This window comes from Calothrix sp. PCC 7507 (assembly GCF_000316575.1).
GTDB lineage: Bacteria > Cyanobacteriota > Cyanobacteriia > Cyanobacteriales > Nostocaceae > Fortiea.
Genome location: NC_019682.1, coordinates 3287924 through 3308230 on the forward strand (window position 1 = coordinate 3287924; position 20307 = coordinate 3308230).

At 40.8% G+C, this 20307-nt stretch carries 19 protein-coding genes; 5 read left to right on the forward strand and 14 right to left on the reverse strand.

Features of this window, described 5'->3' with window-relative positions; translation table 11 throughout:
* Positions 1-84: 84 nt before the first annotated feature.
* Positions 85-909 carry a glycosyltransferase family 2 protein gene (locus CAL7507_RS13935; RefSeq protein ID WP_015129114.1) on the reverse strand — a complete coding sequence of 275 codons (825 nt, stop codon included), beginning with the start codon at positions 907-909 and terminating at the stop codon, positions 85-87.
* 603 nt (positions 910-1512) lie between these two features.
* Here CAL7507_RS13935 and CAL7507_RS13940 point away from each other — a divergent pair.
* Both CAL7507_RS13940 and CAL7507_RS13945 read left to right on the forward strand, forming a co-directional pair.
* Positions 1513-2979: a cell wall metabolism sensor histidine kinase WalK gene (locus CAL7507_RS13940; RefSeq protein WP_015129115.1), complete on the forward strand. Its 1467-nt coding sequence runs from the start codon at positions 1513-1515 to the stop codon at positions 2977-2979.
* 249 nt (positions 2980-3228) lie between these two features.
* A complete protein-coding gene (locus tag CAL7507_RS13945; RefSeq protein WP_042341332.1) occupies positions 3229-3999 on the forward strand; it encodes a hypothetical protein in 771 nt (256 codons plus the stop codon).
* A 21-nt stretch (positions 4000-4020) separates the two neighbouring features.
* Here the strand turns inward: CAL7507_RS13945 and CAL7507_RS13950 are convergent, their stop codons facing one another.
* Together CAL7507_RS13950 and CAL7507_RS13955 are read right to left on the reverse strand one after the other, a co-directional pair.
* A complete protein-coding gene (locus CAL7507_RS13950) occupies positions 4021-5148 on the reverse strand; it encodes a tetratricopeptide repeat protein (RefSeq protein ID WP_015129117.1) in 1128 nt (375 codons plus the stop codon).
* Positions 5149-5241: 93 nt separating this feature from the next.
* Entirely contained in the window at positions 5242-5877 is a 636-nt protein-coding gene (locus CAL7507_RS13955) for a hypothetical protein (protein ID WP_015129118.1), read from the reverse strand.
* A 197-nt stretch (positions 5878-6074) separates the two neighbouring features.
* Between CAL7507_RS13955 and CAL7507_RS13960 the strand changes: the two genes are divergently transcribed.
* Positions 6075-6671, forward strand: a complete 597-nt coding sequence (locus CAL7507_RS13960; RefSeq protein WP_015129119.1) for a hypothetical protein — start codon at positions 6075-6077, stop codon at positions 6669-6671.
* Between the two features lie 121 nt (positions 6672-6792).
* Here CAL7507_RS13960 and CAL7507_RS13965 read toward each other — a convergent pair whose 3' ends face one another.
* The 11 genes from CAL7507_RS13965 to CAL7507_RS14015 all read right to left on the reverse strand — a co-directional run bounded on the left by CAL7507_RS13965 (position 6793) and on the right by CAL7507_RS14015 (position 17927).
* On the reverse strand, positions 6793-7272 hold the full coding sequence (locus tag CAL7507_RS13965; RefSeq protein ID WP_015129120.1) for a hypothetical protein: 480 nt from the start codon (positions 7270-7272) through the stop codon (positions 6793-6795).
* Between the two features lie 60 nt (positions 7273-7332).
* Positions 7333-8028 carry a hypothetical protein gene (locus CAL7507_RS13970; protein ID WP_015129121.1) on the reverse strand — a complete coding sequence of 232 codons (696 nt, stop codon included), beginning with the start codon at positions 8026-8028 and terminating at the stop codon, positions 7333-7335.
* 139 nt (positions 8029-8167) lie between these two features.
* On the reverse strand, positions 8168-11089 hold the full coding sequence (locus CAL7507_RS13975) for a CHAT domain-containing protein (RefSeq protein WP_015129122.1): 2922 nt from the start codon (positions 11087-11089) through the stop codon (positions 8168-8170).
* A 17-nt stretch (positions 11090-11106) separates the two neighbouring features.
* Positions 11107-11583, reverse strand: coding sequence for a hypothetical protein (locus CAL7507_RS13980; protein ID WP_015129123.1), 477 nt, complete (start codon positions 11581-11583; stop codon positions 11107-11109).
* A 63-nt stretch (positions 11584-11646) separates the two neighbouring features.
* Positions 11647-12342 carry a hypothetical protein gene (locus CAL7507_RS13985; protein WP_015129124.1) on the reverse strand — a complete coding sequence of 232 codons (696 nt, stop codon included), beginning with the start codon at positions 12340-12342 and terminating at the stop codon, positions 11647-11649.
* A gap of 128 nt (positions 12343-12470) precedes the next feature.
* Entirely contained in the window at positions 12471-13187 is a 717-nt protein-coding gene (locus CAL7507_RS13990; RefSeq protein ID WP_015129125.1) for a helix-turn-helix domain-containing protein, read from the reverse strand.
* A 21-nt stretch (positions 13188-13208) separates the two neighbouring features.
* Positions 13209-13463, reverse strand: coding sequence for a hypothetical protein (locus CAL7507_RS32725; protein WP_201447885.1), 255 nt, complete (start codon positions 13461-13463; stop codon positions 13209-13211).
* The gene (locus tag CAL7507_RS32730; RefSeq protein WP_015129126.1) at positions 13436-13582 is read right to left on the reverse strand and encodes a hypothetical protein; all 147 of its coding nucleotides are present in this window, start codon (positions 13580-13582) and stop codon (positions 13436-13438) included. The genes CAL7507_RS32725 and CAL7507_RS32730 overlap by 28 nt, the downstream gene beginning before the upstream one ends.
* Positions 13583-13967: 385 nt before the next feature.
* Positions 13968-15653, reverse strand: coding sequence for a lysine--tRNA ligase (lysS, locus tag CAL7507_RS14000; RefSeq protein WP_015129127.1), 1686 nt, complete (start codon positions 15651-15653; stop codon positions 13968-13970).
* Positions 15654-15999: 346 nt separating this feature from the next.
* On the reverse strand, positions 16000-16395 hold the full coding sequence (locus CAL7507_RS14005; RefSeq protein WP_015129128.1) for a hypothetical protein: 396 nt from the start codon (positions 16393-16395) through the stop codon (positions 16000-16002).
* Between the two features lie 569 nt (positions 16396-16964).
* On the reverse strand, positions 16965-17927 hold the full coding sequence (locus CAL7507_RS14015) for a M48 family metallopeptidase (RefSeq protein WP_015129129.1): 963 nt from the start codon (positions 17925-17927) through the stop codon (positions 16965-16967).
* A gap of 137 nt (positions 17928-18064) precedes the next feature.
* Here CAL7507_RS14015 and CAL7507_RS14020 point away from each other — a divergent pair, with 137 nt between their 5' ends.
* Both CAL7507_RS14020 and CAL7507_RS14025 read left to right on the forward strand, forming a co-directional pair.
* Positions 18065-19609, forward strand: coding sequence for a helicase C-terminal domain-containing protein (locus tag CAL7507_RS14020; protein WP_015129130.1), 1545 nt, complete (start codon positions 18065-18067; stop codon positions 19607-19609).
* Between the two features lie 223 nt (positions 19610-19832).
* Entirely contained in the window at positions 19833-20045 is a 213-nt protein-coding gene (locus CAL7507_RS14025) for a DUF2839 domain-containing protein (protein ID WP_015129131.1), read from the forward strand.
* The last annotated feature ends 262 nt before the right edge of the window (positions 20046-20307 follow it).

Consider the following 20307-nt stretch of genomic DNA (forward strand, 5'->3'; position numbering starts at 1 on the left):
ATAAAATTCCTAAGTTGGTATAAATATTAAACCCAGGAGAGTTTCATTACTCTCTCTGGGTTTAAATGCTGCTAGTTGAATTGACTAAACAGTTCTTTGGTGAGAAACACCAACGTAACTTCTTACTGCTGTTTTTTGTCGCTGATGGCGTCGATTAATTAGATAACCGTCAGTTTTAAACCACCACCATAGCTTAACGAAATCTATAGCTGAAGTGAAAAGACGCTTTTTACCAAATTTAGTTGTTCCAGCATAACGAGGATGCCAAGGTGTAGCAACTTCTGTAATGTTATATCCCTGTGCTGCTAGTACGGCTAATAAATAGCGATGGGTAACTTTTTCTATGGGTAAAGTCAGTAATAAATCTCGACGAACTAGTTTTATCCAGTTCATATCATGGATTTTTAACCCAAAAAGTAACCGACAAGCTAAGTTAGCAAATTTAGATGCAAAAATTTTGCCATCTCCACGCTTTTGTCGCCAACCTGCAACTGCATCACATTCTGATGTACAAGCTTTTAAGAGTAATGGCAAATCCGTCCGGGGATCAGACTCTAAATCTGCTTGTCCCCAAAATATCCAATCAGTTTTTACATAGGCTAAAGCTGTTTTCCATACCCCCGTAACACCTTGTCTTTGGGAATGACGAACAATTTTTAAAAATGTATATTCTTTGCTCAGGCTATCGAGAATTTCTGGGCTATCATCTGTACTACCATCATCAATTAGCAGCACAGGTAAAGTAAATTCAAGGTTCTGGAAAGTTTCTTGCAGAGTCAATAAAAGCTTTTCTAGATTACCTGCCTCATTAAAGGAAGGAATTACTACTGTAACGGAACGACTTAGTTGTAAGTTTGTAGATGAAAAAATTGATTCTCTTTCTAATAAATTGGTAGCATTTTGAGACATTTTTATCACCTTGAAAGCATTTTATTGTTATACGAATGCACCCATAATGCTTTAACTGATATCCATGCAATATCAACTTCAGTTTCAATCCAATCAAGTTGCTATATTCTTGTATGAGTAGATAGATTGATAATGAATTAAAAATATTCATGTCAATATCTATTCATTTAGGAGGGTTATTCAATACTCAGTCAATAAATTTGTACAGTCATATTTCTTGAATCGATGAAACTAAAAAATCCAGCAGAATAATGTCTAATCAGCTGGTAGTAAATTAAAGCGTTTTATGGAAATAGTTATCAGATGTGACAATCTTTAATATCTCTTGTAACTCGCCTAAACATTTCCTGATTTTTTTATTGCTATCACTATTAAAATTTAACCTTGATTAAAAATATATTGCTGCGGTGAAACTACTTAAAAATAAAAAAATATTGCTAAAAATTTTAGGTTAAAATATTTTGATTTTAGGTATAAAAAAAATCTTTTATACCGTTATATCTAACAATACCTTTGCTCGTAGTTACAACCAAGACCAACTCAAGTTAGCGACTATATAAAGTAAAGGTAATGAGTTAACATTTCTCCAGAAAATTCCCAAATATGTTTCAAGCTACCCGTCGCCGTCTTGCTCTGTGGTACACCGCTGTAACTGCCGTATTATTACTACTATTTGCTAGTGGTGTGTATTTATACGTAAGAAGTACACTAATTGAGCGGATTGATGATACCCTCAATCATGTAGTGGAGGTAGTAGAACGATGCCTAACAACAAGTCGCTGTGCATCTGGGCTTGTTATTGACCCGCTCAATAGCGATACGGATAAGTTACGCATTAATTTAGAAGCTAGTTTTGGCGATGGCGAAACGCCCACCTATGGCGATCGCACTGAAATTGTAGAAGATGACCACATTGACCTAGAATGGTTTAGCCCAACTGGTGAATTGCTTTGGTCAACCCTGTTTGAACCACTAAATATTCCTATTCATACCAACCGTACTGGTGAAACTGTGCGCGTAGTTAAACCAGAGAGTGCAAAATGGCAAGATTCAGGACTGTTATTGCGACAAGTAACGCAACGTGTGGAAGTAGGACGGCAAGTATTAGGATATTTGCGTGTCAGCCATCCTTGGTTTGAAGTTACTAAACCCAGCCATCAGTTGATTTTTGATTTGGCGTTGGGGACTGGATTAATGGTGCTGTCTGTAGCTACAAGTGGTTGGTTTCTTTCTGGTAAAGCAATGGAACCAGTCGATCAATCTTACCAACGCCTCAAACAATTTACCGCTGATGCTTCGCACGAACTTAGAAGTCCTATTACTTTGATTCAAACTAATATACAGGTTGCTCTGGCTGACTTGGAGTTAGTAGAGACAGAAGCTACTAATTCCTTAAACTATCGCCAACAGTTAAAGGTGATGGAACGACTAACTCAGCGTTTGGGTAGGTTGGTTAATGACTTACTGTTTTTAGCAAGACAGGATAGTGGGATGAGCAAAGATGAATTTTTGTCTTGTCCACTAGATGCATTGCTGATAGAAGTACTGGAAGAACAACAATTATTAGCTACAGAAAAAGGAATTATATTTTCTTTGGACTTAGTTGATTCTTGTATCTCAGAAACTAGCCCCGAATTACTAGAAAATTGGTTCACACTTATGGGTAATTGGGATCAGCTGGTGCGGCTATTCACAAATTTAATCGGCAATTCTTTACAATACACACCATCTGGTGGCAGGGTAAATGTGGAAGTAACCCGTCTAGAGGGAATCAATCGGATCTCTGGACTACGTTATAGTCCTGCACAGTTGCAAGTTAAGGTTAGTGATACTGGAATTGGTATTCCAGCGGCAGCATTACCTCACTTATTTGATCGCTTTTATCGAGTAGATCCAGCACGTACTCATAATAGTGGGAAGTCGGCTAGAGAAAGTACTACTGGTTCTGGATTGGGATTAGCGATCGCTCAAGCTGTTGTGGAATATCATCATGGTCTGATTCAAGTTGAAAGTACCCTTGGTAAAGGCACTACTTTTACTGTCACTTTACCAATAACACTCGAATCTTAAGTTTTCTCACATAATACAGTTCTAGTAATTTATTTGTCTCTGGCTGGAGGCAGAAATATAAATTGGCAATTTTATATGTTATTAAGCCAATAGTGAGATTTTAAAATGACTATTAATTGCTATTCTAAAATCATCAAATGCTTGACCACAATCTAAGATAAATATGCTGATCTAATTAAAGTGGCATCTGGCTAAATGTAAAACCTTTTTATCTAAGAAGTATAGAGATTTTATTAGGAGTTGAAAATGATGAATCAAAAATCTCACAATTTTCCCAAATACGCTGAGTTGTTTGGTGCTGTTTGTGGAGGCTTATTAATAAGTGTGGCAGCAATTCCTCAAGTAGTATTAGCACAACAGCTTAATTCTCAGGTTAATCGCTGCCCACGAATTTTCTATGAAGAACCACACAACAACAGGGTTTTAGTCCCTCAAGGATGTCCTCCTAACGCTCTGACTCAAAGACTTTTAGAACAAGGACTTATTCCTGAATCTCCAAACGCTGCTAACCCATCACCAGATCAAACAGGCTTGGGTGTTGGCGGTGAAGCGCCTGGTGTAACCAATTCTCCAGGACTTAACCCTAATCCTAATATTTTCCAAGAAGCGCCTTATAATCGCTCTCAAGGCGCTTTGCCCAATCCTAGTACACCTGCAGTGCCAGATTCTGGAGTTCAAACACCACCCAGACAACAACAATCCCCCATCGCGACAATTACACCAACGAATGGCACAGTCAATGTGCGTTTGGTAAATAACACCGCAGCTAATGTAACCTATGAAGTGATTGGGGATACTGCACCGCGATCGCTACAAGGAAAGTCAAATGCTATCCTGCAAGGTCTGAGTATCCCAACGACGGTGACATTTTACCGTGAGGATGGGGGACTATTGACAGTGACACCACAAATAACTTCTCAACAAGGAATTTTGGAAGTTACTTTACGGGAAACAACCGCAGTAGGTAGAGATAGGGGTGTGATGAGGATTACAGAAAATGGCGGTGTGTTCTTAAATTAGTCAACAGTCAACAGTCAAAAGTTATCGCTTGAGCATTTTAGTCAGGCGATCAACTAGTAGCAGTTCCCGCTTGTCGTCTTTTAGTGTCCGTGCTAGTAGGATAGCCCTTTCGTAAAAGTTGCTGGCAGTTGGGTAATTACCCATTTGCTCGTATAACTGAGCATAAGACTCAAAAGATTTAAGTTCTTCTCGGAGATTTTGTGATTCTTTAGCGATCGCTAAACGCTGCTCTAATAAGTCAAAGGCACGTTCATAACGTCCCACGGCACTGTGAGCTGTTACTAAGCCGTCAATGGCGCGTAAATAGTTAGTGCGATCGCTCTTGGTTTTAGCTATTCGCAGGGCTGCACCATAAGCGCCAATGGTATCTTGATAATTTGCTGCTCCTAGGTAAGCATCACCCAAATTATTCAGGGTATTAGCCTCAGCGATCGCATTGCCAGTTTGACGACGGAAATATAAGGCACTTTCATACAGTTTAATTGCCTTGTTGTAATCTCCTGACCTGGCAGCGACTAAACCCAAATTACTCAAAGACAGCCCTTCACCTTCGATATTTTGGACATTCCGAGCAATTGTCAGTGCTTCCTCAACTGTGTTCCCGGCTGGTTTGGATTCTCCTTGTTGCAGCAGTAAGGTACTGATATTGTTCAGGGCAAAAATCTGAGATTGGAAGTCTTGAGTATCACGGGCGATCGCTAACCGCCGACGGAAAGCATCTTCTGCTTCTTTGAAACGACTCAGCCCCACATAGGCTTTAGCCAGTAAATCATAAGTTATACCTTGGGCTTTCAAGTCGCCCACAGCATGATAAGTATCCAGCGCCCGCAAGCAAGACTCAACTGTTTTCTCGGCATATCCTGAAGCATATTGATCTTGGGCGATCCGCAGTAAGCTATCTGCATCGTCTCTTGATTCTCGCAATACCGAACTATTCAAAGGACGATGTAGTTGCTGTGTAATGTCAACAGCACCAACAGATATAGGACTCAGGCAAAAAGTAAAAAATAAAATGTAAAAGGTAAAAAACTGAAATTTACTACTCTGGCGTGCAGCAAGAGTTAAAAAATCCAACCCGCAGCGTTTTGATTGGAGGGTTGGATTTAAATCCAAAGTGAGATGCTCTAGGAATTTATGCCGTTGTTTCATGGAACTTACCCGTGAAATTTCGGGTTTAAGTATTAAGGTCTAGAGGAAGTTCTTAATTTTTTAATTAAAGACCAGAAATATACGCATTAATACTTAGGAGCCTGATTGTACTAAATCTTCACCTAAGTAGATGGTGCGGACATCTCCAGGTAATTTGTCCTCTAACATACGATATCCTTCCCGGAGAAAATTGGCTACTTCAACAGGCGTAATATTTTCTCCTTCGGCTTGGAGATAGGCGGCAATTCTAGTTTCACTCCAATGGAAAGTCTGAGCCATCAAAACCACAAACCGCAAAACGGCAGGCAGTTGTTCCAATGCCTGTTCGACATAGCACCATAATGGGGGAGAAGTCGTTTTGAGAGAATAATGAATGGCTTCCGTGGGCGGTAGTTGGATCTCATTAATGCAGTAGGCTGTCATGTTAATCAGCCAATTTTGCAGGGTTAAGCTTTCCTTACCTGGTTCTGGACTGGTTAAATCGAGTCCACCGAGTTCATAGTAGATATGTCGCCAAGTCAGAGCAAACAGATAATCTGCTTGTACAGGCGATCGCGCTGAATGGCAAATCAAGGTGTAAACTATCGGGCTATAGCGGCAAAAAATCGCTGTGAAGTACTTGCCTGTATCGGGATAGCGCTGAAGCAAAGTCAGCAGTTCCTCGTCACTTTGGTGAAACAGTGACTTCACTAGAGGGTGATTAGCTTCGGGAAAATGAGGAATTTGCACAATCGTTGGGGTTGACAGTTGTTAAAATATTATTGGGAATGCTAGTCTCACATTTAAGCGCATAATATCTTGATGTTTGTCTGTTTGAGGTTAAGACTCAGACTAGTAGAGTATTGATACACTATAAACAAGGACTTAATTTTAGTCTTAATCGACAATAAGAAAAGTGGTTCACTTATACAATATTTGCTTTGTTCATGGTTATAGCAGCTAGTGTGATACCGTTCCTGATTAACTCTTATACTTTAGGCTCATTTCTGCCTTCCCTCCCCTTGGATAGCCTACTCTCTACCCAAGGTATTATGGTGTTGCTACTGGCTGCCTATGCTGGTGCAATGTGGATGTTCCTCACCAGTGCGCCTAAAGTACATACTGTGATGGTGTCGGATTTGGAAATTGCGCGACAGTTGTATGAAGGGCTACTAGATTTACCAGCGGCTGAGGTGCCTTTGCACTACTACTACAACTACGAGCAAACTATAGGCGCAACAGGCATTGATCCTCTTTATATGTCTGCAGCCCCTAGCTTCGCTGGCAGAACAATGAATAATGCCAGCGAAGGGCTATGGTATCAATTAAAGAAAAATACCCAGCTACACGTCATTACTGGAGCGAGTTTGGGTATAAAAAATCAGCAGCGCCACGTTTGCTTTGACCGCGACTGCCTAGAAATGATTTTAATGCGAGTGGAAACCCGCGGTTTAAAGTTTAAGATTCGCAACCAAAAGCCCCTTAATTTTTTGGTTAAGGATTATGAAGGGCGCATTATTGAACTGGCCGAGGTAGCGAATTAGTCATAAATGTCTGTAGCCTGATTTTACAGGGCGTTATCTACCATACCTATAAACATGGTGCGTTAACCTGGCGACAACTCACCATATTTTTTTGACCTAGTATATTCTAGCTGAGATTTTTCTAGGTTGTTGAGCGCAGAATTTCTGCCAGCTTTTCTAGCAGTTCTTCTGCTAGGTCCAAAATCTCAATTTCATGATTATGTATATCACTAGCATCACGGTAACTCGTAACACCTATTGCGCTACTATTTAACAAATTTTTCACAGCAAAAATTCGTTCTTCTGCTTGAGGTAAACTGAGGTATTTTTCTAACTCAGATGCAATCTCTGAGAGAGATTTGTCCACTAGCTGCTTTCTTACCCTCACAGCTACCCAGTCATCACTATGCAGGAATGTGGTTAAAATTTCTGCTGTTTTATTTTGCTTATCTTCGTCCTCACCCCACTTTTCTAACCAATCGCTGTCTATTTCTTCAAAATATAAGTTTACACAGTCAACCCCATAATTCATCCAATCTCTTTGCAAGTGCCTGGCTGCTTCTAAATGTTTCAGAAATTGCTCTAATCTTTCTTGAGGTTCAGTGAGTCGTTCTTTCCCCATAATGATTTAGTTTGGTTAAGACCTATTACTACAAAACTGGTGAACGAAAATCATTTGAGACTATAGATTAAATTTTAAGTAAATGCCTGTCCTCAGATTATCACTGTTATATAGTGATACATTAACTATCTGATGCAAAAACTGGTTGATGCGCGGATTGTAACTTAAGAATAGACCTCTCTCTATACCCCACCGTTGCAGTGCCTTTTCCCAATTATCAGACTTATCTGGAGAAAATTCATCAGAGAGACTAGTCAGTTGAATGCATAATGGCTTCTTCTGTCTATTACTAATTATTATATCAGTCGCCATCGAAAAATCTGCAATATAGCACTGCCAAAAAGTGCCTTCTCGATGGACGATATCAGTAGCTATTGATTGTAGAATACTGGTATCAGCTTGATTAAACTCACCTGCCATCAGTTTTTGTTTCCAGATAAAAAACTTTGGATCAGTTTCATTTAGCCATTTGGGAAAGAGATAGCTGTACCAATAGTGTTCTGTTGGTGTCATGCGATCGTAATATTGCTGCTGCTCTTCTGCGGAAGTTAAGGCTTGAATATCTAGCCAAACTAGAGCATCCTTGATTATTTGTTGCAGAAAAAAAAGTACAAATTTTTTAGCAGTTAACGAACCGGGCTTGACATCTTTAACCCAGCGATTTATTTCATCTAGCCTTTTGGCCAAACTGGGATCTACAGCAGACGCTTCCTTTATAAGTGAATTTAGTCTATTTTTAATCTCTTTTGCTTGCAAACAATGCTAAACCTTAAAAATTGAGTGGCTTTAGGAGCTAAAGAATATTTTATAGCATTATCAAATCAAAACCTGTATGAACGCAAAATTTCATGTCTCTATATCAGGGCTATACCTACAGACTTTGGCAAAACTACCATCACCGTAACCCTTGGCAGATAAAAGCAGCCCAGTAGCGAGGATGTAAAAATGGCAACTCTTCCGTGGAGTTTTCCATTTCTTTAATTTTTCTATTAATTCCGGCATACATCTTATATTCACGCTCCCATTCTAAATACTCCACTGAACCAGGGTTATATTGTTTTCTCATTCTTATCAGTGATTTTTCCCTTGTTTCTGCATCTCGAAACATTTCTTTGAAATCTTCTTTTCTCAAGGTGCGTAGTTTGATTTGGGCTTGGCGCATAGCTTCGGGACGGCTTTTACCTTGTTGTCGGAGTTGGTAGTAAAAGATGGAAAACACTGCTGTTGCTAAATCATCTACCGCCCAAAGGCTACTAACAACACTTCTTGCACCAGCACACAAAAAACCTGTAGAGAGAGTCAGAATATCATCTGTTAGGGAAGGAGTACCCAAATTAGTTTCGCAGCAAGAGAGAAACACTTCTAGAAGTTGAGGTAAACGCCAGCTTGGTGTCATCAATTGCCCCAAGGTGATACTACCACCAGCTAATTTTAACTGTGATTCTAAAGGATTATCGAGGCGAGATTGGGCATGGTGGCAGGAATGAAGTACTTGAACTTTTTGTGCTAATTGTCGATAGTTTTTAGCAGTGGCTTGAATGCTGCCAATTAATCTATTTTCTGGCGGAATATTATACATTTGGGCGAGTTTGTCGCCTTCAAATCTGGCACAGGGAAGGTTATCCTCGGCATCTTCCACAGTTCCATATTGTAAAGATATTTCATTAAATGTCCCTACATTATCGCGTTGTTGACAAAATTCTAAAATTTGGCAACTTGGGGTATAACGAATCAGAAATTTATCTCCTAAATATTCCTGATATTCTCCTGTAGGTAAAGCAGCGAAGGGAATTTGATGTAATAACAGATGAGGGACTACAATTATTTCCTCTATTCCTTGAAGATGTTCAGATATGAGTTGAGATATTTGAAGACGTTCAGCTAGTTCGCGGAGAATACTGTTAATTTGAGTTTCCCATTTTTGGGAGTCATTCATATAAGGCAATAACCAATTTTGGTTAATCCAGCCTTGTAATGTATCTAATCCTTGTCCTATGCAGGTGTGGAGAGTAATTTTGTTTTGCTGCACGACAAAAATATGGGTGTCGCTATTGGTAGTGTAGAAACTGAGAATAGCTGTATTAGGCTGGTCAATTAGCTTTTGAATTTCTGATAAGCTGAGGGGGTTAACTTGAATTTCGCCAGCTAATACGGGATCTTCGCGTCTGAGATTTTCCCAAACTTGTTGTTTTTGGGTTTCTAAAGATGCGATCGCTTCATTATAAGCTTCCCAAGCAGCGCGTGTTTCATTACGATTATTTTCAGATTTATGACTTTGGCGTTCTTGGTCAATTTGTTGTTGCAGTTCTTCATATTGCTGCAATAATTCTTGAACTTTTGGGGGGATGTCTTCGCCTTGAGAGAGGTTGTAGCTTGCCATTAAGTCTACCAGGCGTTTGGAACGCGATCGCTCTGAATATTCAAAGGCTTTTTCTATTTGTCCAGCATTGATGCAGGCTTGCACCATATTTTGGTAAATGCCTACGGATTCTTCTAAAATCTCTTGGCGACGTGATTCAGAATGCGCCCAAGTGCGGCTGGTTTCTACGGCTTCAATGGCTAGGCGATATCCTTCAATAGCTTGTGTCCATCGACGAGCAATGAAAGTCACATTACCCAAGTTACACGCTGATTTATAACATTCAAAAGGATCTGCTGTATGTGTGTGGATTGTGAGTGCTAACTGAAAACAGATGATTGCTTCATCAATCAGTCCTTGGTGAAAGTAAGGAACGCCCATATCGCTGTGGGTTATTGCCCATTTATATGGATACTCAAACTGAGTAAAGACTTGCAGCGCATTGTTGAAGGAAGCAATCGCACAATCCAAGTTATCAGGCTTATTGCCATGTATTCTCTCACAGTAAGCAAGTCCCTGATGTTCTTGGAGATCAGCCCATCGCTCAGGATATACAGGACGAGTATGAACTTGTAGCGCCTGTTGATATGCGGTGATTGCTAACTCTATGTTCTCAGCCTTATCACCCTGAATTCGCTTCCAGTAGACCAGCCCCAAGCAATTTTGAGTATCCGCCCATTGTTTTGTGAAGGGGATACGAACTTGCAAAGCATTTACGAAAGCAGCAATTGCTTGCTCCTGATTTTCAGCTTGGTTGCCGTGTATCCTTTTATTTAAGGCAATGCCCAGATTATGTTGAATTGTTGCCCATTCTTCGGGAAAATGATCACGAGTATAGATTTGCAAAGCATCTTCGTAATTCCTGATTGCTTTCTCAATATTTGCTGCCCGATCCTGCCTTATCCGATGAAAGAATGCAATGCCTTGATTAGTTTTAGTTTCTGCCCATCTTTCAGGGAGTGCAGAATAGTTACGGACTTGCAATGCTGCTTCAAAACAACACAAGGCTGTTTCGAGATTTTCCAATCTATTCCCACGAATCCGATATAAGAAGGCTATACCCATATTGTTTTGGATTTGTGCCCACTCTTCTGGGAAAGCATCACGGGTAAAGACTGTAGTAACTACCTCGTAGCCTGCAATTGCAATCTCTAAGTTGTTAGCTTTGCTACCAAGTGGAAAATCCTGGATCAGCTTACTAAAAACAACAATAGCAGCTGCCAAGATTTGCGCTTTACCTGGCTCTACTTGATATAATCTCGGAAATGCCCACTGATATAGCAAGTTGGCAAAATTGTCATCTAATTTGTCCAAATTTGCTTGCAGAAGTGGATATATAACTTGTGTATTGCCTTGGGTATTTGCACATTCCCATGTTATCTTTAACAGAAAATTGTTACAGTCTTCATGGCTTTGTTTAGCATTTTTAACTTTTCCACTACCGAATCCTTTTCCCATTTTTATTTAGATAATCTCTAGTTATGCTTCCCAAAAAATTCTGCCAACTTCTCTAGCAGTTCCTCTGCTAAATCCAACAATTCTATTTCATCAATTTCATTACTACTTCCGCGATTACTTTCTGCAACACCCACACCACCCGCTAATACATTTTTGACAGCAAAAATCCGGTCTTCATCTTCAGATAAACCCAGACATTGCTCCAAATCAACAGCAATTTTTTGGAGTGATTTATCTTTTAGCTGCTTTCTCACCCTCACCGCTACCAAGTCATCACTTTGCAGGAAATTAGTCACTAATTCTACAAAACTTTGCTGACCATCTTCGTCTTCTCCCCATGTTTCTAGCCAATCCCCATCAACATCATCACAATATAAATGAGCGGCTTTAAGCCCATACTTTATGATGTCATCCTGTACTTTTTGAGCAGCTTCTACAGCTTGTAAAAAGTTGTCTAATCTCTGTTGACGGTCAGATTGTTTTTCCTGAACCATAAGGACTCACTTTGTTAAGTAATAACTGGCTATATAAATCCAGTAAATGCAATTGAACGACAACTATAAATTAAGTTTTAAATAACTACCTCTAATGAGATTGTCGCTGTTAGATAATAATATGTTGACTATCTGATTTACAAAATCAGTTGCACGGGGATTGTAACTTAAAAATAATCCTCTATCTATTGCCCAAAAAATTAGTGTATTTTCCCAATCATCAAACTTTTCTTGAGAAAATTCATCTGAGACGCTAGTGAGTTGAATACATAGTGGACTCTCTTGCGTACTGCTAACAATTATATCAGTTGCCATAGACAGGTCTGCAACATATCGTAATACAGTCGTACCACCAGAAGTTTTAATATTATTAGCAATAGAGCCAATTAATTTGGCATCCTCCTGATTGAACTCCCCCGCCATTAGTTTTCGTCTCCAGATATAAAATTTAGGGTCGTTTTCACTCAACCATGTAGGAAACAAGTAGCCATACCAATATTTTAAAGTTGGATTCAGCGCTGTTAAAGCTGATTGCTGCTCTTCTTCAGATGGTAATGATTTAAGTCTCAGCCAAACCTCAGCATCTTGGAGCATTTGTTGCAAAAACAGGATGACAAATCTTTTAGCAGTCAGCGAACCCGGTTTGACATCTTTCACCCAGCGATTTATCTCTTCTAACCTTTTCGCTAAATCAGGATCTATGACAGATGCTTCCTCTATAAGTAATCTTAATTGTTTTTTAATTTCTTTGGCTTGCAAATAATGATAAACCTCAAAAATAAAGTTTATTGCTGGATTTTAAGATTATTTTATCAGTCTAAGCGATAGGTGCAAAACTCCCCGTATTGAGTTTGGAAATGTAGCACCAAAGTAGACTTGAGTCTGTATCATCCTAAAATATTTGCCAACTTCTCCAGCAGACTCTCAGCTAAATCCAACAACTCAATTTCATCAACTTCATCACTACTACTTCCGCGATTACTTTCTGCAATCGCCTCACTACCCACTAATATATTTTTGACAGCAAAAATCCTATCTTCTTCCTCCGAAAGACTCAGACATTTTTCCAAATCTACAGCAACTTCTTGGATTGTCCTTACACCCAAACGTTCTCTCACTTTCACCGCTACCGAATCATCACTTTCCAGCAGTTTTACCAAAGCTGTTCTCAGTCCATCATCCCCACCAGAAAACTTCTCAACGGCTACACGCACATATTCGCGCACGCTCATGTTTGCCGCCAATGCCTTTTGGAAAACTACATCTGGTACATCTACCAGCAATACACCTTCGTTATCACTGGCTTGATATAAGTCATCCCCTTGTTTGACGGCTACTAGCAAATCTGCACCCAATGTATGTAAATAGTGCAACACTGATTCCAATTCATGTTCCTTTAACGCCGACTCCAGTTTGGACACCGCCGCTTGCTGCACTCCCAGTTTTTCTGCTAGCTGTGCCTGAGTTAATCCGGCTTTATTACGTATTTCCCGCATGGCATCGGTGAGATATAGGCGCAGGTACTCTAACTTTCCCGCCAGAATTACCTCTGGTTCGTCGCTTACCTTTTGCTGTAACCAAGCTTGAAAATTAGGCTTTTTCATGACTTTTCCCTCTGCTGCAATTCACTCAATCTCACTCTTGCAGGTTCTTTGTCTCTTTCTTTGATAGCACCGTCGTATTTCTTCATAAAGGCGTGCAGCACCACAAGCCTCTGAGGAGTCAGCCGTTAAGATAAACCGTGGATTATGTTGGCTCTTAGTCATGCGTAACTCATAAAAATCATCTTCCAGTTTCTCAAAGATGCCACTGGTAAGTGATGCGAGTCCTTTATTACACAGGTAGCCAAGATTTACTTGCAGACGCTTGGGGTTTCGCAAGCACTCAGTAATGGTTTTGGTGGATTTTCTGGTTGTTCCTGTTCTGGAATCATCCTGATAAAAAAAGCCAGCAAATCTTTAGGGATTTCCCCATTGACATCTTGATAAAGTTCCCACATCTAAGTCACTTCCTACCTCACAATATAATATTCTTTATGAAGAATGTCAATCATAATATTCTTTTGAAAGAATATTATATAGAATAAGCGATCGCAACTTAGGTAATAAAAATGGTGCGTTAGGCAAATCCATAACGCACCCTATTGGAACGACACAGCTAAAATAGTGCATTAGACGTAGGTTAGGTGGAGGAACGGAACCCAACAAATCCGCGAAAATGTTGGGTTTCACGACGTTCCACTCAATCTACGATTATCCTTAACTAGAAAATTGTCAGCTTATACCTATTTTGTATGAAGATGCACATAATAATACCCCCCTGTAGTCCCCGGCGATAGCCGGGGGGTGAATTATATGCTGCTTCACAAAGAAACGGTATTAGGACTAACTCAATTGTTCAAACTTAAATTTTCCTTTAATCAACTTGTTAAAATATTGACCTTTAGATGGTGCATTTTCTAAATCTTCCTTGACGCTGGGAGGTACTTTGAAATACTCATAAACACTTCCACTATCAAATTCAATAGTCAGTGTTTGAGTTTTTGGCTCATAGCTAAACTGCTTAATAACACTGCCTTCAGGTTTGAGGAGAGGGAAGGCAATTACATCCCGAATACTTGCAGCATCGGTTAAGAACATCACCAAACGATCAATCCCAATCCCTAAACCACCTGTAGGTGGCATACCATATTCCAAGGCTGTCAAAAAGTCTTCGTCTACGCCTTGGGCTTCTAAATCACCTGCGGCTTTCTTAGCAGCTTGAGCTTCTAAACGTTCTCTTTGCTCAATAGGATCAGTCAGTTCTGAGAAGCTATTAGCAGTTTCTCTGCCCACGACAAATAACTCGAATCGTTCCACTAAACCGGGCTTAGAACGGTGAGGTTTTGATAAGGGTGAAATTTCTACAGGATAATCAATGACAAAGGTAGGTTGGATTAATTTAGTTTCTACCTTTTCTTCAAAGGCTAAATTTAGTAATTTTCCTATAGATTCAACTGCATCTACATCGGCAATTCCAGCATTTTTACTTGCTGTTTTTGCTGCTTCTAATGTTTGGAAAGAATGGAAATCTAAGCCTGCATATTCCTTCACCAAATCGTGCATGGTTGCTCGTCGCCAAGGAGGTGTCAAATCCAAATTTTCCCCTTGGTAGGTAATTTCTAATGTGCCGATTACCTCTTGGGCAACAGTGGTAATAATCCCTTCTGTCAGCGCCATCATATCGTTGTAATCGGCGTAGGCTTGGTAAATTTCAATCGTTGTAAATTCGGGGTTGTGTCGAGTCGAAATTCCCTCGTTGCGGAAAATTCGTCCTAATTCAAACACCTTTTCAAAACCACCGACAATGAGGCGCTTGAGATGAAGTTCTGTAGCAATTCGCAGATATAACTCCATGTCTAAGGTGTTGTGATAAGTGACGAATGGACGTGCTTCCGCACCGCCAGCTTCACTTTGCAAAACAGGTGTTTCAATTTCGAGGAAATCTCGCTGTTCTAAATAGCGACGAATCCCCGCCGTAATTTGGGCACGACGACGGAAGGTTTGTCGCACTTCTGGGTTGACAATTAAGTCAACGTAGCGTTGGCGGTAGCGTTTAGCAACATCCGTCAAGCCATGCCATTTGTCGGGTAGGGGCAATAGAGATTTGGTGAGGATGCTGTATTGTTTAACATAAACTGATAACTCGCCCTTTTCAGTCCGTTTAATAGTACCTTTAACTCCCAGAATGTCACCGGCATCTGTGAGTTGTTTAATATGGTTAAAGGCATCAGCATCAATATCTGCCATGCCTTCCTGGATGCGATTTTTTTCTAGATAAAGCTGAATTAAACCAGTTTCATCTTGCAAAGTGAAGAAAGCCAGTTTACCAAAAACACGACGTGCGATGATACGTCCAGCGATCGCTACTTCTAGATCATTCTCTTCACCGCTGGGTAAATCGACAAACTTTGCTTGTAATTGCGCTGCGTGGTGGGTTGATTCCCAACGATAGGCATAGGGATTAAAACCTAGCTGCTTGATTTGTTCTACTTTTTCTAGCCTAGCGGCACGGATATCTTCTTCCGACATGGTAACGAACTATATCATAGGGCAAGATTAATTATAGATGCTGCGATCCAATGGAGCGATTATCTGCAATCTTGATAAACTTCTGATTTGGTGTTGCCATCAAACACTACCAAAAATTTGCCATCGGGTATTAAGCGTAATATATAGATCAAGCTAATGACGTTTTTAGCAGAAGGTCAGGTGATTATGGCGATCGCATGAGATAAAGCTACATCTGGGGAAATGACTCTTAAGGAGTTCTTTAACTATGACGATGGCACAGATGCCATATATGAGTTTGAAGATGGAGAATTGCCGCTGATGACGGCGGAAAGTTAGATAAATCGGCGACTTGCCATGTTTATCCTTACTTTCGCGCTACTGGTAGGGCATGACGCATTGCGATCGCTCTCAACTTTAAGTTGGTCAATTGTACGATCGCTTTGACAAAATCTGCCTGTTCTGGTCGTAAATTCAGTGTTCTTAAGGCTTGAGTGAGATCGTCGCCATGTCGTAGATTGTGGGCAAGTTGGGCACGTTGTGACGAGTCTAAAATAGCCAAAATTTCCCGATTTCTTCTTTGACGTACAGCTTGGAGTTCTTGACGCTGTAAGGGAGTCAGGTCAATATCTGAAGATGCAGTACTAGCTTGAGCAAGAATTATGGTATGTGTTGGTGCTGCTAAAGCTATCCCAGGTATAAAGAAAATCAGGGTAAGAATAATTGCTAATATAGATAGTTTTTTTGTAAAAATACTTGACATCTTGAAAAATTCCTGAATCAGATTTGGATTTTCGCCACCCAAAAAGGGATCGTGCCTGTGACGATGTGCTTATCAAAAAAGCAGTAGCCCACTTCAAGTATTATCTGGGCTGAAGTCACATAAAAATAAAATCTGCTCGGAAGCAGTCAGTTTTATATTGCCCTAGCTTTGCCACTTGGGAATGCTTACTGTAAACAACTCAAAATGTGTGATTTGATTAAATCAGTGAACAGTTATCACGGTTCCAGTCTGGTATTTAACCCCGACTGTAGCAATATCCTGCAGGGTAACCCACCACTTGACCCTCCGAATTTTAGATTTTGGATTTTGGATTTTGGATTTGAGATTTTTTGGGGTACGAGCAAGACCCCATGTGTCTGTAATCAATCTAAAATCGTATGCATCTTCAATCCCCAGAGCCAAGTACCGCAAGTGGCGCGGGGTCAATCCAAAAGACGCTACGCACAGTCGCTCGCTTGCGGAGCTATGCCGCAGGCTTTACGACTTCGCTCAGTAACCATTAGACGTGAGGGACTCTGTAGGGCAAATGATAACTGATAACTGTTGATCTACTCAGACCTTTTCATTTTGTTAATTTCTCGTTGTAATTCTTCAATTTGACGACGCAAAGTTTCTGCGGTATTTGCGGGTGTTTGAGCTGCAACATTTACTGCTCCTTCAGCAGGCGATCGCTGATAGTTTCCTCGGCGAATTTGCTGATATTCTTCTGATACTGCCCACTCCCGTAGATAGTGTAAGCGTTCAACAGGGAAAGGATGGCTCAACATCATACCTTGAGCGCCGTTGTACATCAAGAATTTATATATTTGATTCAGTCCATCCACGTCTAACGCTTGATAACTTTCTGACTGACGGATGAATTCCTGTAGACTACATTCATTAGCGTATTTAACACTACCACCAGACACTTTCATCATTGTTAACATGACTGGATTTAAGTCATCCATCACTAACAAAGCTGCTCGATCTGCTGATAACTCAGCTTTCCGCCGCCATTCAAAAAAGGCATAAATCAAGCCTTGCGTCACAAAATTACCCATACCAAAAGTCAATTCACCTAGGGCGGAAGCAGCACTCATTGCCCACATCGCTATTTGAATTAAAATAGTATGACCACATTTAATATGCCCCAGTTCATGGGCTAACACCGCCCGAATTTCAGCTTCGTCCAGTAAGTCTAGTATCCCTGTATTTATGACTATGTAAGGATTTTCTTGCCCTAGTGCATAGCTATTTGCTTGTGGATTTTGTGAGACAAACAGTGCCGGTTCTGGATAAATATCCAAATCCCGCACACATTCTCGAAATATCTGGTAAATAGTGGAATATTGACGCGGCCCGACTTGGATGGTGTTGCCCATTAAATAGACTAACTGAGGGCGTTCGTAGATAAATTCCACAAATTTATGAGCAATTAAATCAAATCCCGGTAGACTTCGTAAAGCTTGCTCGGCTTGGCGATCCAGTGGATGTCTGAAGGCTTCGCTGGAAATTCCGGTGTAAGTTGGCATAATTCAGGGAAATTGGTGATTTGTCATTGGTCATTAGTCATTGGCAACTACAAAGGACAAGTGACGAATGACTAATGACAAGATAATAGATATGGGGCTTTGTGCGTAAAAGTCACTTTGTATGGGATTAAAAGCGTGTGATTGAGGCAGAAGTTCATTTGTCATTACATAACTTCCTGCGATCGCAGGCGGGGTTTCCTTCCTGGCATCATCATCTAACGATGGCAAGGTTGGTAGCACGTGCCCTGCGGTTGGGACGTAGTGCCCTAATTCAAGTAGGCGCAGTTTCCGGCTATCAGGGGCGATATCGCACTAGTTTTGTCGCATCAGCATTGATGTGGCATGGCCCTGTAATCATTGTTGCCCCCGAAGCGGTGCAGCAACGTTTACTAAAAGTGGAAATTCCGCGACTACAGCAATGGCTACAAGCCAAAAAGCCCATCAGAACAGGTGACGCTTGGCCTAGTGCTGAGTTCCAAGGACTCCTACTTACTTCCCCGGAAGCTTGGTTAAAAGGTCAATTTGCAGATGTTAAACATTTTCCCCCAGGTATACCCACAATTATTGATGGAGTGGATGATTTAGAAGATTGGGTACGTCATCAGCTTACTCAAGATATTCAACCTCAAGATTGGGAGCAACTCATGCTTGCTTGTCCAGATCAAGCTGAGTTAATTCGTGCGGTGCGAGTGCAACTAACACATGAATTGTTCCAGCATCCTGCTAACCCCTATGAATGCTATGTGATTTCTCAGCCAGAGTTAGAGATTTTGCAGCAACTCTATTTAGCTTTAGACAAAACTGCTCTCCCTGAATCTTGGCGGCAGTTCTGGCAAAAATTCCCCAGCCTTGATGAGAATTTTGCTTTCCCTCTGTTGTGGGCGACTATTGCCCGTCGTCAAGGTTTATTTTCTTTACACTGCTCCCCAATTGAATTAGGAAAAATACTGTCGCCAATTTGGGAACGCCAGCCGGTGGTGTTGATTGGTAGCGCCTTAGAACCAGAAACTGAGGCTCCCTTATTTCGTGAGCGCCTGGGTTTGGAAGATGTAACTTGCTTGAAGTTCTCGAATGATAGTCAAGGGGAAGCGATACAACTGTATATACCCTATAAATTGCCTTTACCCAACACGCCGGAATTTCAGGCGGCATTTATTCACAAAGTCCGGACACTTCTATGTTTAAGTGCTACAGCCCCAGGATTGACTGTTGTATTAGTTGGGGATGTGCCACTCAAGGCTCAAGTAGGGGCGGTTTTGGCTGGTGAGTTCGGCTCGCGGGTACAGGTAGAAAAAACTTGTTTGGATGAAAATGGTATTTTAATCAGCGGTTGGGAATTTTGGCGATCGCATCAAGGTGTCTTACCTGCACCCCATCTGTTAATTATTGCCACTTTACCTCTACCATCTTTAGAAAATCCCCTTGTGGCTGGTAGGGTAGCCCACTATAAGCGATCGCATCAAGATTGGTTTCGTTTATACTTATTACCCACAGCTTTGAATGAATTGCAACGGGCGATCGCTCCAGTCCGAGAAAGTCAAGGTATTGTAGCTTTACTTGATGGTCGTGTGGTTAACCGGAGCTACGGCGCTCAAATTCTCTCTGCTCTCAGTCCTCTAGCACGAATTAACTATCTCGATCCCAGTTTGTTCTCCAATAGCAACGAAGAAAATTCTGTCTAGGTTGTCAGTTATTTATAGCAGCCAACGCCGAATGACTAATGACTCTTTACATTTTGTCAACGGCAGTGCGATCGCCCTACAGCAAGCGCTATTATCACTTTATTCAGACATTTTCTGTCGTATATTTCGTTTGTAGCGAAGAAAGATTTCATCTTGTCTCTGGTTTAGCCAAGATACCTACCAATCTAAACTCATAACCTAAGTTAAATTTAAATTGCTGATTATGGGCGAAGCAAAACGTCGTAAAACATCTCTTGGAGAAGAATACGGTCAAGAAACTCGGATCTTACCGTGGGTGCCGATCACCAAAAACCAAGCCGAACTATTTGTTAGTTGGTCAACTCGCGGTGCTTGGATCGGCATTGGTGTTATGGTCGCTGCATGGGTGACAATCCGTTTTATCGGGCCAGCTTTCGGTTGGTGGCAAGTAGTTTAATCCAATTTTCAGGATTTTATGACTGCGGCAGTGCGATCGCCAATTATTAAATCCAGTTGTGTCAGCTATTGCCGCTAGCAAAATTCTAATTATGCAAAGCTGGACTTATCAATAAATTACAGACTTTGCCTAGTCTTATTTAGATAAATATTATGGTATTTCTTTAACTCATCAGTAATATTAATATACTTAATCAGCGATCGTAGAGTTGTGCTGAGTTGATAGAAGCTAAACATCTCATCAAAGGCGGCGTGAAACCCAA

Bases quoted from the DNA above. Each gene is read 5' to 3' on its own strand.
- CAL7507_RS13935 (WP_015129114.1), bottom strand. From the start codon at position 909: ATGTCTCAAAATGCTACCAATTTATTAGAAAGAGAATCAATTTTTTCA.
- CAL7507_RS13940 (WP_015129115.1), top strand. From the start codon at position 1,513: ATGTTTCAAGCTACCCGTCGCCGTCTTGCTCTGTGGTACACCGCTGTA.
- CAL7507_RS13945 (WP_042341332.1), top strand. From the start codon at position 3,229: ATGAATCAAAAATCTCACAATTTTCCCAAATACGCTGAGTTGTTTGGT.
- CAL7507_RS13950 (WP_015129117.1), bottom strand. From the start codon at position 5,148: ATGAAACAACGGCATAAATTCCTAGAGCATCTCACTTTGGATTTAAAT.
- CAL7507_RS13960 (WP_015129119.1), top strand. From the start codon at position 6,075: ATGGTTATAGCAGCTAGTGTGATACCGTTCCTGATTAACTCTTATACT.
- CAL7507_RS13965 (WP_015129120.1), bottom strand. From the start codon at position 7,272: ATGGGGAAAGAACGACTCACTGAACCTCAAGAAAGATTAGAGCAATTT.
- CAL7507_RS13975 (WP_015129122.1), bottom strand. From the start codon at position 11,089: ATGGGAAAAGGATTCGGTAGTGGAAAAGTTAAAAATGCTAAACAAAGC.
- CAL7507_RS13980 (WP_015129123.1), bottom strand. From the start codon at position 11,583: ATGGTTCAGGAAAAACAATCTGACCGTCAACAGAGATTAGACAACTTT.
- CAL7507_RS13990 (WP_015129125.1), bottom strand. From the start codon at position 13,187: ATGAAAAAGCCTAATTTTCAAGCTTGGTTACAGCAAAAGGTAAGCGAC.
- CAL7507_RS32730 (WP_015129126.1), bottom strand. From the start codon at position 13,582: ATGTGGGAACTTTATCAAGATGTCAATGGGGAAATCCCTAAAGATTTG.
- lysS (WP_015129127.1), bottom strand. From the start codon at position 15,653: ATGTCGGAAGAAGATATCCGTGCCGCTAGGCTAGAAAAAGTAGAACAA.
- CAL7507_RS14005 (WP_015129128.1), bottom strand. From the start codon at position 16,395: ATGTCAAGTATTTTTACAAAAAAACTATCTATATTAGCAATTATTCTT.
- CAL7507_RS14015 (WP_015129129.1), bottom strand. From the start codon at position 17,927: ATGCCAACTTACACCGGAATTTCCAGCGAAGCCTTCAGACATCCACTG.
- CAL7507_RS14025 (WP_015129131.1), top strand. From the start codon at position 19,833: ATGGGCGAAGCAAAACGTCGTAAAACATCTCTTGGAGAAGAATACGGT.